Below are 12,526 nucleotides of genomic sequence, written 5' to 3'. Positions count from 1 at the left end.
CGGCTCCGCTACGGGCTCCGGCTCGGCCTCCGGTACGGCCGCGGGCTCGGGCTCGGCCTCCGGTACGGGCTCAGGCTCGGCCTCCGGCTCCGCTACGGGCTCGGGCTCGGGCTCGGGCTCGGGCTCGGCCTTCGGTACGGGCGCGGGCTCAGGCTCGGCCTCCGGTACGGGCTCGGGCTCCGGCGCGGGAGCAGGGGGCTCAGCCGCGAACTCCGGCTCCGGGCGCGGCGGAGGAGGCGTGGCCGGCCGGCCCTTGGCGGCGGCCTGGGGGTTGTTGTAGGACACCGTACGGGTGACGATCCGCCCGTCGGGAAGCTGCTCCTTGACGCGCTTCAGGTACCCGTGCGCCTCCAGCTCCCGCAGTGCGGCCGCGATCCGCGCCTCCCCGTCGGGCAGCCGCCTGGCCAGGTCCTTGATGCCGATGCGGGTGCCGGGAGGCAGCGACTGGATGTACGCGCCCAGCCCCCGGGCGGTCAGCGTCAACTCGGGGTTCTGGAGCAGGTGATTGCCGAGGACGGTGTACCGGGTCGTGTGCCGGACGTTCGAGTGCTGAACGCCGTACACCGCGCGCGAGGGCGCGCTAGGGTGCTGAAGAGCCATGGGGAAGGTTGCTGCTTCCTGATTGGTCAGGCCCTCGCCCGGGATTGCCGTCCCGACGGGGGCCGTCTCATGTCTGGGAGTTGTCGGGGCGAGCATATGCCCGGCAACCAGTCGGAAATCCAGCCCAGTTGGACTTGTTCACCCGTGCGAGTGAGCGAGCCCGCGGGGGAGGCTGGAGGGGTTGGGCAAGGTTCTTTCCCTGGTTATGGCGAAGCAAAAGAAACGTACGGGCCCACCGGGTCGCGGTTCACCGGGACCCGGTTGGGCCCGCACTCTTCTGCGGTTCGCGTGTGCCCGACTCTCGGGGGGAATCGCCCGAACTGCCTTGAGTGGGGCAGCTCCGGTGGAGCTGCCCCACTTCTGTGTCAGGGCGTCGACCGTGGCCGGCCCGTAGCGGGGCTCGGCGAGGTGCCGCGAGGTCACCAGGTCCCGGTGGAGGGGTGGTTGCCCAGGGCCGCGGCGAGGAGGGCGCCCAGGTGGTCGGCTTCCGGGATCAGCGTGGCCTCGATCTGGTCGTCGGTGCGCTCGGCCAGGGTGAGTTCCTGGATGCGCCGGAACAGCAGGCGGTCCGCTGCGGCGATCAGGGCGGCCGCGGCCCGGGGCGCGAGGGCCGGGGCGGCATCCGGGGCGACGGCGCTCAGGGCCGTGGCGAGTGCTTCCTCGCGCCGGTCGTGCAGTTCGCGCAGGCGGGCCGTGAGGGTGGGGCTGTCGGCGACCATGCGGGCGAAGGCGGGCCCGGTGAAGCCCACGACGGGATTGTGTTCCAGCAGGGCGGCACGGAAGGTCCGCGCCAGGGCGGTGAGCGGCGCTTCGCCGGGTGCGCGCTCGGCGACGGCGCGGGCCAGGCCCTCGGTGAAGACGTCGTGGTGGTCGAGGGCCAGGTCTTCCTTGCGGGGGAAGTAGTTGGTCACCGTCTTCTTGGCCACGCGCGCCGCGGCGGCGATCTCGGCGATGGTGGTCTGTTCGAAGCCCTGCTCGATGAAGAGCCTGGTCGCGCAGTCGGAGATCAGCTGCCTGGTCTCGTGCTTCTTGGACTCGCGGAGCCCCATCTCGGTCATCGTCATGGAGCAATCTTACACCCGTAGTAAAAATAGTCTTGACCGATCTTGATGGCTCTGCCTAAAGTTACGTCCGACGCAAATTTCTCCCGAGTGAACGGATCTGGATGCGCAAGCTCACCTACTTCATCGGCGCCACCATCGACGGCTTCATCGCCGCCCCCGACGGCGACTTCGACTTCTTCCTGCCGCACCTCACCGAGGACTACTTCCCGCACCTGATCGGCGAGTACGCGGACACTCTCCCGGCCCCGGGCCGAGCCGCCCTCGGTGTCGCGGACGTGCCCAACTCCCGCTTCGACACGGTGCTGATGGGCCGCGGCACGTACGCCCCGGGTCTGGCCGCCGGCCTCACCAGCCCCTACGCCCACCTGCGGCAGATCGTGCTCTCCCGCTCGCTCACCACCAGCCCGGACCCGGCGGTCGAGGTCACCGCCGATGACCCGGTCGCCCTGGTCCGCAAGCTCAAGCAGGAGGAGGGGCTCGGCATCTGGCTCTGCGGCGGCGCCGACCTGGCCGGCCAACTGCTTCCCGAGATCGACGAGCTGATCGTCAAGCAGTACCCGATCGTGGCCGGCACCGGCATCCCGCTCTTCCGCGCCGACTTCTCGCCGCGCGCCTTCCGGCTCACGGACAGCCAGGTGTTCGAGGGCGGCAACCTCGTCCTCACCTACGCGAAGGCCTCCGACTAGGGCCGATCGGTGCCGACGCGGTTCACCGCCCGACCCCGTGCGCGATGCCCCGCCCGCGATGCCCCGCCCGCGATGCCCCGTCCGCGATACGAACCTGTCAGGAGACACCTTGCACGTCACCACCTCCACCCTGTCCCTCACCGTCGCCGACGTGGACGCCTCGCGTGAGTTCTTCTGCACCCGCCTGGGCTACCAGGTCACCGCGGACGCCGACGGCTTCGCGTCCCTGACCCGCGGGGGTGACGCCGCCGCCGACATCGTGCTGCTCCGTCGCGGCATCGAGGTGCTCCCGCCCGAGCAGCGCGACCAGCAGGCCACGGGGCTGATCTTCGCGCTCACCGTCACCGGTATCGAGGCCGAGGAGCGGCGCCTGCGCGAGGCCGGCGCCCCGATCACCATGCCGCTGCGCGAAGAACCCTGGGGCGAGCGGCTGTTCCAGCTGACCGACCCGAACGGAATCGTCGTCCAGCTCGTCGAATGGGCCACCCCCGACGAGCCCGCACAGACCGAGGACCCCGCCATGTTCGTGATCACCCCCACCGACGAGAACGTCACCGAGACCCCGAACGCCCGCATGACCGGCCTGGCCGCGCCCAGCCGGGGCAGCACGGAACTCAGCACCTGGATCGTCGCCATGGGCACTGGCCAGACCGGCCCCGAGCACTCCGTCACCCGCGAACAGGTCTGGACGGTGACCGCCGGCGTCCTGGAGGTCACCTTCGGAGGCCGCACCGAGAAGGTCGCCGCCGGACAGACCGTCGTCCTTCCGCCGGGCGTGGTCCGCCAGCTCCACGCCCCGCAGCCGGTCGAGGCCCACGTCGCCATGCGCTCGGACGGCGTCATTTCCGTTCCCGGCACCGAGGGCACCCGCGTCCTGCCCTGGGCCGAGTAACCGGGTAACCCAGTAACCGGGTAACCCAGTAACCGGGTAACCCAGTAACCGGGTAACCCAGTAGCCGAGTAACAGCCCCGGCGCAGGACGACCCCCCACCCTCGTAAGCCATCCCATCAATGGAGACAGCTTGTCCGTGCGCATCACCGCCCTGACCGACCCCGAGGAGACGTCCGCCGGCCGCCGCCTGGCCTGGCTGGCCGCCGGCCTCGACGGCAGCCCCGTCGGGTACGCCTTCCTGCGCCTGTTCACCAAGGAGGGCCGGCTCCACCTCGGCGAACTGGACGTTCAGGTCCACCCGGCCGAACGGCGCCGTCGGGCAGGCTCCCTCCTGCTCGACGCGGCCGTCGCCGCCGCCCGGCAGGACGGCCGACGCGCCCTCACGGCCCAGGCCGAAGCCGGCTCTCCCGGCGCCGCCTTCCTCCTCGCCGGCGGCTTCCGCACCGCGCTTGCCCTCATCTACGCCCGGCTGCCACTGGCCGACGCGGACCTCCCCGTACTCACCGCCATCGCGGAGGAGCCGCATGCCGGCTACCAGCTGGTGGGGTGGGACGGGATGGTGCCCGGCCGGCTCGCCGACACGTTCGTGGCGTCGCGCCGCGCCATGGACGACATGCCGATGGGCGCCGTCAGCTACGGCACGGTCGTCTGGGACCTGGATCGGGTACGGGCGGCGGTCTCGGCCGTCGCCGCACGCGGGGACGTCCTCCACACCGTGGCGGCCGTCGACCGGTCGGACGGCTCCATCGCCGGCTTCACCGAACTCGTGGTTCCCGGTGACGGGACGGGCGACGCCCAGCACTACGGCACCGCGGTGCTGCCCGAGCACCGCGGCCGCGGCCTCGCCCGGTGGATGAAGGCCGCCTCGATCGTCCAGGCCCGCGCGGCCCACCCCCAACTCGACGGCCTGCTGACCGACACGGCCGACAACAACCCGCACATGCGGCGCGTCAACGACGAGCTCGGATACCTGCCGACGCACACGTCCCACGAGTACCAGCTCGACCTGTAGGGCGGGGACGGGGACGGGGGCGGGGACGTGGGCGGGGGTCAGCTGCTTTCGCCGGCTTTCACGAGGGCATGACGCTGTGGATGCGGGAGAGGGTGAAGACGCGCTCGTCGTCCCGCAGGTGGCACCAGGCTTCGAGGTAGGGCGGGTCGAGTTCGAGGCGGCTGAGGGTGCGTACCGTGCGGTTGCCGGAGGTGGCGACGTATTCGACGGTGATGGGTGTTCCGGTGTCGATGGCATGGGCCAGCTGGCGGACGTCGGTGTAGGACAGTTGCTTCGCGTACCAGGCGACGATCTCCTCGGTGTCGGTGCCAAAGGGGACCCCGCTGCCGAACGGGTCGGGGTCCGGGGTGGTCGGCGGGGTGGTCAGCAGGCGGGCGGCCAGGGCGTTCGGGTCGACGCCGGCCGGCTTCTTCGCGGTGTGGCGGGCCGCGTTGGGACGATCGGCACCCGTGCCGGCCCTTCGCGGGGTCGGTACGGGGGCGGCGGCCCTCTGTGGTCGTTTCTTTTCGATGCGTACGGTTCCGTCGGCGGTCTCGGCGACGGGGGCGTAGCCCTCGGCGCGGAGCACGGCGAGGGTTGCGTCGAGGGGGCTGCGGCTGACCAGCACCGTGGGTGCGAGTGGCCGCAGGCCGAGTACGGCAAGCTTGCGGTGGGCGGCGAGCTCGGTGAGGAGCGCCGGATCCTCACCGTGGATGACGCAGGCGGCGGGGGCGATGCGCACGCGGCCGTGACCGCGGGCGGTGTCGGCGATGAGATAGGACAGGGGCTGGGGCAGCGGGCCGGAGGCGACGGCGGCCAGGTCGGCTGTGAGGCCGTCTGGCGAGTGCCCGGCGTCCAGGGCCCGGCGGACGCTGCCGGGACTGAAGCGCCACACCGAGGCCGTGCCGCTGCTCTCGCGGTCGGCGACGGAATCCAGCAGCACGGCGAGTGGCGCCGATGGCGTGCCGGTGACGACAGCGGTGAGGTCGGCGCCGATCCGTGCTGTCCGGGTTGCCGTGGGCAGGAGCCGCCGGCACACGGCGGCCAGTGCCGCGATGTCGTCTTCCATCAGAGCGGTACCGAGGGGAGACAGCACGCCGCGAGCGAGGATGCCGAGCAGCTCGGCCTCGCGGATCACGGTGGCGAACAGAGTCCCGTCCTGGGGCGATGAGTCGGCGAGCGGCCGGTACCAGGCCACCAGCGGCCCCAGGTCCGAGGCGATGGCCACGCCGTGCCCCGCCGGAAGCTGCGCCGCCGCGTGGAGCAGCCCGTGCCGGGCCTGCAGACAGCCGGCGCAGGGAGGCGCTCCCGCGAGGGCGGGGAGCGCCTTGTTGTCCTCGTCACGGGCCTGAGCGGGGGTGAGCGCCAGGTTGTGCCATGCCCGGAGCAGTACGGCGAGCCGTTCGGCGGGCTCTTGCTCCGCCCAGGCGTCGTATGCCCCGGTGGGTGCCACGCGGTCGCCGTCCCGGCCCAGGAGTCCGGCGGCGTACGCGGTCTCCAGGGTGAGGCGCACTACGGCGGCGTCGGCATGGGCCGCCTTGCCGATCCGAGCCAGTTCACGTGCGCCGATCCCACCGGACTTGAGTCTGGCCGGCGCAGACGCGGAACAGGCCGAGAGGACGGAGGCGGCCTGGGCGGCGAGCGTCGTGGCCGTGGCTGCGGCCTCCCGTTCCACCTCGGTGGAGCCGATGACCGCCAACTGCGCGGAAGGCGGAAGGGGATCGAACGGGGCGTGCCAGTTCGGCCCGCGCAGCGCCAGCGCGACTTCGACGGGCATGCGCGCGGGGCCGTACCGGTGCCGGTCCACGATCAGGAGTCCCCGGTCGAGTGCCCATCGCGCGCCGGGTTCGAGGTCGGGTTCGGGTGACCCGAACATCCTGAACTGCCGCTGTCCTGCGGTGGAGTCCGCTCGGTTGGCGAGCAGCTTCTGTGTGGTGCTGGGTGCCCGTGCCACCACAGTGGCGATGGATTCCGGGTCGCTGTGGTGTTCCACCAAGGCCGCCAGCCGCTGCTGCTTGGTGCCCGGCGGCTTGATACCGAGGGCCACCAGCATGGTGCGCAGCTCGTCCGAGGTCGTGCCTGCCAGCAGCCTCTCCAGGGGGGCATCCAGCCCCAGGGGCGCGTCCCATGCCTGCCGCAGGGACGAGGTCATGCGGAGTGCCGCGGTGCCGTCCGGCCACACCAGTGCGTGATCGGCCAGCACCTCCAGCGCTGAGTCCAGCCTGCGGGCGGCTTCGCCTTCCGTCGCGCCCAGCAGCTTCGCCAGGGCATCGCGCGACGCCGGTCCTCCCAGTGCCGCCAGCGCCTCGGCCACCTGCAGGCACGGCAGGGTGAGCTGCGGCAGGGCGAGAGCCACCGACCCCGGGCGCTGGAGGCGGTCCGCGAGCTCCCCCACCGTGCGCGGCTCCGGAGAGGCCACCGCGTCCTTCCGCGTGGCGAGCACGCGTGCCAGGCACGGAGCGTCGAGACTGCCCAGCCAGGCCGCCAGCGTTGATCGGGACTTCATAGGACACCTCATCGGACCGGACCGCAGCAGCGCCGGAGCGGCTCCGGCACAGAGCCCAAGCATGGTGGATTCGCCTGGCTCGCGGTGCGGAATGGAAGCAGGTCCCCCTGGACCTCGGCGTCTCGCGGGCGGTGCCGCCCGACTGAGACGGAAACCGGGACGGGGAACGCGAAGAGCCCCACCGCAAGCGGTGGGGCTCTTCAACGTATTGCCCGGTGAGAGCAATGGCGGAGGATACGAAATTCGAACTCGTGAGGGGTTGCCCCCCACACGCTTTCCACATGCTCGTTGGGCTGTCCGGTGACGGCCGTGTCCGTCCTGACCTGCGGCGGAGCGTTCGGTCCAGAGGCGTCTGAACAGCCTCGGACGGAGGTGAACGAGACCAGGACTGAGACCAGCCTGCCTCGGCTGCCGGTGATCACTGCGAGAGGATCGGAGCAGGCCAGGTGAGTGAGGAATCCCGGCCTTGGAGCGCTTGCCCCGCGATGGCGGCGAAGCTTCCGACATGCTCTCGCAGCCGGGCAAGCTCCGTGTTCTGCTGCCGTCCTGCCACGATCTCGGACAGGGCGGCGATGACGGTCTCCTGGTGGTCGCCGGTGCCCAGCACCTGGGCGGCACGGTGGAGCAGAACGGCATCCATGCTGACCGGGTGGCTCGACTCCGGCGCGGACGGGGTGGTGGGCTCAGGGGCCGGCCTGGCCTTGCGGCGGGGTGCGGATGATGCCGGAGCAGGCGTGGGCTCGGCCGTCGTCGGGGGCTCGGGCGCAACGGTGTCGGGGCTGCCGAGCACCGTGACCACCGGCTTTCGGTAGCAGACGCTTCTGCCCGTCTTGGTCGTGTGGACGACGAGCTCCATGGTGAGGTCGCAGACGGCAAGGGGCATCGCTGTCGTCGGCAGACGGCGGCTGCCGGACACAGCCGGCGGCGACTCGGCGGATGGGTCCCGTCAAAGCTCGGGTTCGGGTTGTTTCCGGCCCTCTCCAGGGCCGCCCGGCCTAGTACTCCAGCCGTAGATCGTGATCTTGCTGGTGGGGAGCCGACGCGGACATGGGTGCGGCCACCGTTGATCATCGGTGTGTGAAGACAAACGATCAGGCGGTGGCCGCAGGTCACAGCGTAGACCCTGCCCGCTGGCAGGAAGCATTCGAGGGCCTGATGGACCGGATCGCGGGCCGGTTTACCAGGGTCGAACCCCGCCGCCGGATACGGCGGTTGGTGCTCGGTCTGCTCTCGGACCTGCCGCGCAAGAACTGCTGGACCATAGCCGAGTGGGCCGGTGAGGCATCTCCGGACGGGATGCAGCACCTCCTGAACCGGGCCAAGTGGGACGCGGACGCCGTCCGGAACGACGTGCGCGACTATGTGGCCGAACGCCTGCACGACGACCATGCCGTGCTGGTGGTCGATGAGACCGGCGACGTGAAGAAGGGCACCCGCACGGTCGGCGTCCAGCGCCAGTACACCGGCACCGCGGGCAGGATCGAGAACTCCCAGGTCGCTGTCTACCTGGTCTACGCAGGTCAGCGCGGTCATGCCGCGGTGGACCGGGAGCTGTACGTCCCGCGCTCGTGGACCGACCACCCCGACCGCTGCCAGGCGGCCGGACTCGCGCCCGGAACCGCCTTCGCGACCAAACCGGAACTTGCCGCGCGCATGATCGCCCGGTTCCTGGACGCCGGCCATCACGCCTCCTGGGTGGCCGGTGACGAGGTCTACGGCGGCAACCCGAAACTGCTCGTCGCACTGGAGGAACGCGGCACGGGCTACGTCCTCGCAGTCGCTTGCAGTCACGAAGTCACCACCCGCGCAGGGAGGTTCCGCGCGGACGCCCTGGCCAAGAGATTCCCCAAGCGGGCTTGGCAGAAGCTGTCCGCCGGGGTCGGCGCCAAGGGGCACCGCTTCTACGACTGGGCGGTCATCGAGCTGCCCGATCCCCGCCCCGGCCACCGCCACCTACTGATCCGACGCAACCGCACCACCGGCGAACTCGCCTACTACCGCTGCTACTCGCCCCAGCCCGTGCCGCTGACCACCATGGTCAAGGTCGCGGGATCAAGGTGGCGCGTCGAGGAAACATTCCAGGCCGGAAAGGGCTTGGCCGGACTGGACGAGCACCAGGTCCGCCGCTACGCGTCCTGGTCCCGCTGGGTCACCCTGGCCATGCTTGCCCACGCCTTCCTCGCCGTCGTGCGCGCCGACGAACACGCCCGCCAGCCCGCACCGGACGACCTGATCCCGCTGACCTGCAACGAGATCGCGCGCCTCTTCATCACGCTCATCATCGAGCGCGTCCACGACACGGCCCACCGGCTCCGCTGGTCCCACTGGCGACGCCGCCACCAGGCTCGATCCCAAGCCAGCCACTACCGCCGACAGGCCGCCGCCCCAGCATGATCACGATCTACAGCTGGAGTACTAGGCCCGTACTTCGCAGGTCACCCGTTAGGAACGCCTCAACTCAAGATCGTTGGCCGATCTCGGCCGCGTTGGCCCAGCCGTGACAGACCGCACGGCGTCAACTATCCGATGGCGACCGATCGCGACCGGTTGATCTTCACGATCGGGTGACCTGCGAAGTCCGGGACTAGGGTGGTCTTCAGGCATGAGCCCGTGACCACAGCGTGGAGGAGCCGATCATGAGCACTGCCCCGAATCTGCCGCTCCCGCCGCGCAGACCCGAGGAGTCCCATCCTCAGTCCCATCCCCTACGGACGATCCGGGAGATCCGGGAGTCTCTGCCCGAGCACCAGCTTGGGCACTTCGATGCCGAGCTGGCCGACACCGACATCGATGCCTTGCCTGACATGCTTCACCGCTGGGCGACCCTGGGCGGCGACGGATTCCTTGAGCGGCTTACGGCGGCCCCGTTCGAGGGTCTGGAGTTCGGGCAGCGGTCCTACGACGATGCGGCGGACGGCGAGTGATCTATCTACTCGACACCAATGTGGTCGCCGAGATCACCACCCGGCCGAAGCCCGCCCGGGCCGTCGTCGCCTGGGCTCGCTCGGTTCCGTCCCCTGCCCTCTATCTGAGCGTCATCACGGTCGCGGAGATCGAAGCAGGCATTGAGGGAACACCTGATCCAGTGCGGCGTACCGCTTTCGAGCGGGCGCTCACGGACATCCGTGATCAGTACCGCGACCGGATCGCCGCAGTCGGCGAGCGGGAGGCACTCGCATACCTCGCTCTTCACCGGAGGCTCAAGAGTGCCGGAACCAGCATCGATCCCCCCGATGCGTTGATCGCCGCCACTGCCCTGGCGAACGGCTGGACGTTGGTGAGCCGCAACATCAAGCATCTGGCGCGATCAGGCGCACTCCTGCTGAACCCTTGGGAGTACGAGGGATAGGCCATCGAGGCTGGAACGCGGGAAAGTGTCCGGTTATGAGGCAAATAAGCGAGACTCGAACTGAGACCACGGAACGCAGAAGACCCCGACCGGTTTCCCGGTCAGGGTCTTCAAGTGCCCGGTGAGGCACTGGCGGAGGATACGAGATTCGAACTCGTGAGGGGTTGCCCCCAACACGCTTTCCAAATGTTCGTATGGCCGTCCGGCGGGGGCCGCACCCGTTCTGACCTGGTGCGGAGCCTAAGGAAGAGGGTTCGCCGGACGGCCCCGTACGACCACGAATGAGACCGGAACTGAGACCGCGCACGCTGGTGCCGGCGTAACGCTCAGCGGGCGTCGATGTATCGCCCGGCAGGGTTCCGGCTGGCTCCCCGGGGCGGGGCCGCCCGTGTCGCTCTCTGGATTCGTATTTGGCTCAGCTGAGAACCAGGGAGCCGCCCAGGACGTGTTGTGCGACGACACGGCACCGGCTGCGTTGAGCATCGCTTCCCGTTGGAATCGTCTCCCCACGGAGGACTTCACATGACGAACGAGACGCGCACCACAAGCTTCAGGGGCACCGGGGACGAGAGCATTCAGGAGGAGTCTGCACCTTCCGTAGTCTCCGTGGACCTTGGGGAGGGGCGCGGCGTCGTGACCATCTCGTCGCTGGAGTACGAGCGGATCCAGGCGGCTGCCGAGCTCTACGTCTTCGCCGAGCGGCGGGGGCTGCGGCTGGTGCGGGCCGATGGTCCGAACGGATATCTGGTGTCGCAGGCGCTGGTACTCGCCGACGTGCTTCTGCTCCCGCCTGGCCGCCACCCGAGGGAGGTGCTGCGCGACCTCAGTGCCGGCTCAGGGGTGGGTTGCTGATCCCGTCGGCCCAGTGGCGTTGGCCAGGTAGCGAATACGGCGAAACTGCGCACGGCCGCATTGCAGATCGGGTAGAGGGGAAGGGCGCCGAATCTGAACACGGCTACTCGGCGCTGATCGTGGACGGCGGCCTGAGCGTGAGGTAGGGGATCAATGCATCGGCGGGCTTCCTTGAACGAGCGGCAGTTGGAGCTCCTGCGAAAGCTGCAGGGTGGCGAAGGCCTTGGTTCAGATCCCGGCCTGCGGCGGACGGCCTACGCGCTGCGGGACCGGGGGCTGCTCGCAGTGGCCCGTCAGCAGGGTGAAGGCGTACGGACACAGGTGACAGAGGCCGGTGTCTTCTACCTGGAGCACGGCCACCACCCAGACGATCCGAAGCATGTCGCAACCGAACGGAAGGAAGGGGCAGAGACGAGGCTGGTGTCCTACGCGGATCGGCCGGTCGCGCGGGCGCGGCGGGCCAAGGCGGAACAGTTGGTCGAGCGGCTGGTTGCCGAGCGCAGGGTGGTCTTTCCCGACCCTGACGAGGACGAGGTGGGTGAGTGGCGGCGGGTGATCGACTATGCCAAGCGTCACGGGCTCGTACCTCCGGGCCGGCGTATTGAAAAGCAGCGGCTGTGGAATCGGGGACGTGACCTTCAGATATCCCTCGAGGAAGGACCGCACCCCAACGAGAAGAGCCAGCGGCCGGGGGAGGCCCCTACCGTCCGGGTGCCGACTCAGATCCGCAAGCCGCATCGTGCGATGGCCGCTTTCATGGAGGACGACACTTGGCTGCACATGCCGCCTGCACCTCGGGCTCGCTCGCTCCGGATCCTTCAGGCTCTGTGCTCCGAGGCTGAACGACGTGGACATCAGGTCGCCGGACCGGCCACCCGAGGACGCACCCAGCGTTCCACCGCACACGGAAGATGGGCCGCGCAACGGGAAGGGTATGTGGAGCTGACTGTCGACGGCTTCCCCTGCAGGGTGACGATCAAGCGGGAGTTTCCGGAGTCGATGGATCCGGAACGAGCGGTCGTGCTGATGATCGAGCTGCCCCACAGTCGTTCGGGGCGTCAGAGCAAGTGGGCCGATCGAAAGCGCTGGAAGCTGGAGGACGTGCTTGGAACCGTCCTCCGAGAGATCGAACTGCGAGCCGTCGATGACGCGCAGCGGAAGGCCGACGAGGAGCGGGCTGCGGCGGAGCGCAAGGCCCTATGGGTAGCAGCCATGGATGAGGCCCGGGGCCGGGCAGTCGAAGCACAGCTCGCAGAAGTCCTGCGAGAGCAGTCGGGAGCCTGGCGGGATTCCCGGCTCCTGAATCAGTACTGTGACGCGCTGGAGCGGCGTCTTGTTGCAGCGGGGCCGGAGGAGAGCGGGCTGGCAGACGCTCGGCGGTGGCTTGACTGGGCCCGTCATTACGCGCGATCCCTTGATCCGCTCGTTCTCCTACCCGGCATGCCGAAGACACGTGAGTTGGAAGCCGAAGACCTCAAGCCTTTCCTCAGGGGCTGGAGTCCGTACGGACCGAGCCGGCATGGGGGTTCCTGAGCCGAGTGCATGCGCCGAGCGGAATGATTCGGCCGCCCGGGCCGGAACTGATC

Annotated in this window: 11 protein-coding genes and 1 pseudogene; 8 read left to right on the top strand and 4 right to left on the bottom strand. The window is 69.8% G+C overall.

From position 1 onward, the window contains the following. Window positions 1–600, bottom strand: a pseudogene (locus J7E94_RS34345) (helix-turn-helix domain-containing protein); the annotation flags it as partial. A gap of 419 nt (window positions 601–1,019) precedes the next feature. Beyond that, a complete protein-coding gene (locus tag J7E94_RS10010; protein ID WP_215014220.1) occupies window positions 1,020–1,649 on the bottom strand; it encodes a TetR/AcrR family transcriptional regulator in 630 nt (209 codons plus the stop codon). 116 nt (window positions 1,650–1,765) lie between these two features. Between J7E94_RS10010 and J7E94_RS10005 the strand changes: the two genes are divergently transcribed. The 3 genes from J7E94_RS10005 (at window position 1,766) to J7E94_RS09995 (ending at window position 4,254) form a co-directional block, all read left to right on the top strand. Next, complete coding sequence (locus J7E94_RS10005; RefSeq protein WP_215014166.1) at window positions 1,766–2,350, top strand: dihydrofolate reductase family protein; 585 nt, start codon at window positions 1,766–1,768, stop codon at window positions 2,348–2,350. A gap of 109 nt (window positions 2,351–2,459) precedes the next feature. After that, window positions 2,460–3,242, top strand: a complete 783-nt coding sequence (locus J7E94_RS10000; RefSeq protein WP_215014165.1) for a VOC family protein — start codon at window positions 2,460–2,462, stop codon at window positions 3,240–3,242. Window positions 3,243–3,372: 130 nt separating this feature from the next. Beyond that, complete coding sequence (locus tag J7E94_RS09995) at window positions 3,373–4,254, top strand: GNAT family N-acetyltransferase (RefSeq protein ID WP_215014164.1); 882 nt, start codon at window positions 3,373–3,375, stop codon at window positions 4,252–4,254. Window positions 4,255–4,312: 58 nt separating this feature from the next. On the opposite strand, the gene J7E94_RS09990 is transcribed toward J7E94_RS09995, so the two are convergent. Next, on the bottom strand, window positions 4,313–6,739 hold the full coding sequence (locus J7E94_RS09990; RefSeq protein ID WP_215014163.1) for a helicase C-terminal domain-containing protein: 2,427 nt from the start codon (window positions 6,737–6,739) through the stop codon (window positions 4,313–4,315). A gap of 418 nt (window positions 6,740–7,157) precedes the next feature. Next, on the bottom strand, window positions 7,158–7,622 hold the full coding sequence (locus J7E94_RS09985; protein WP_215014161.1) for a hypothetical protein: 465 nt from the start codon (window positions 7,620–7,622) through the stop codon (window positions 7,158–7,160). Between the two features lie 272 nt (window positions 7,623–7,894). On the opposite strand from J7E94_RS09985, the gene J7E94_RS09980 reads away from it, so the two are divergent. The 5 genes from J7E94_RS09980 (at window position 7,895) to J7E94_RS09960 (ending at window position 12,473) form a co-directional block, all read left to right on the top strand. Beyond that, the gene (locus J7E94_RS09980) at window positions 7,895–9,133 is read left to right on the top strand and encodes an IS701 family transposase (protein ID WP_215014218.1); all 1,239 of its coding nucleotides are present in this window, start codon (window positions 7,895–7,897) and stop codon (window positions 9,131–9,133) included. Between the two features lie 242 nt (window positions 9,134–9,375). Next, window positions 9,376–9,663 (top strand): hypothetical protein, encoded by a 288-nt coding sequence (locus J7E94_RS09975; RefSeq protein ID WP_215014160.1) that lies wholly within the window; start codon window positions 9,376–9,378, stop codon window positions 9,661–9,663. Next, window positions 9,660–10,088, top strand: a complete 429-nt coding sequence (locus tag J7E94_RS09970; protein WP_215014159.1) for a type II toxin-antitoxin system VapC family toxin — start codon at window positions 9,660–9,662, stop codon at window positions 10,086–10,088. Before J7E94_RS09975 ends, J7E94_RS09970 begins: the two co-directional genes overlap by 4 nt. Window positions 10,089–10,610: 522 nt before the next feature. Then, window positions 10,611–10,940: a hypothetical protein gene (locus tag J7E94_RS09965; protein ID WP_215014158.1), complete on the top strand. Its 330-nt coding sequence runs from the start codon at window positions 10,611–10,613 to the stop codon at window positions 10,938–10,940. A gap of 171 nt (window positions 10,941–11,111) precedes the next feature. After that, window positions 11,112–12,473: a hypothetical protein gene (locus J7E94_RS09960; protein WP_251056411.1), complete on the top strand. Its 1,362-nt coding sequence runs from the start codon at window positions 11,112–11,114 to the stop codon at window positions 12,471–12,473. Window positions 12,474–12,526: the final 53 nt, after the last annotated feature.

The sequence above is a fragment of the Streptomyces sp. ISL-94 genome, assembly GCF_018614075.1.
Lineage (GTDB): Bacteria > Actinomycetota > Actinomycetes > Streptomycetales > Streptomycetaceae > Streptomyces.
The sequence above is the reverse complement of the archived record's forward strand: the minus strand, read 5'-3'. Positions and strand labels throughout refer to the sequence as shown.

Coding starts and splice junctions, on each gene's coding strand:
- J7E94_RS10010 (WP_215014220.1), bottom strand. CDS start 1,649: ATGGGGCTCCGCGAGTCCAAGAAGCACGAGACCAGGCAGCTGATCTCC.
- J7E94_RS10005 (WP_215014166.1), top strand. CDS start 1,766: ATGCGCAAGCTCACCTACTTCATCGGCGCCACCATCGACGGCTTCATC.
- J7E94_RS09990 (WP_215014163.1), bottom strand. CDS start 6,739: ATGAAGTCCCGATCAACGCTGGCGGCCTGGCTGGGCAGTCTCGACGCT.
- J7E94_RS09985 (WP_215014161.1), bottom strand. CDS start 7,622: ATGCCCCTTGCCGTCTGCGACCTCACCATGGAGCTCGTCGTCCACACG.
- J7E94_RS09980 (WP_215014218.1), top strand. CDS start 7,895: ATGGACCGGATCGCGGGCCGGTTTACCAGGGTCGAACCCCGCCGCCGG.
- J7E94_RS09975 (WP_215014160.1), top strand. CDS start 9,376: ATGAGCACTGCCCCGAATCTGCCGCTCCCGCCGCGCAGACCCGAGGAG.
- J7E94_RS09965 (WP_215014158.1), top strand. CDS start 10,611: ATGACGAACGAGACGCGCACCACAAGCTTCAGGGGCACCGGGGACGAG.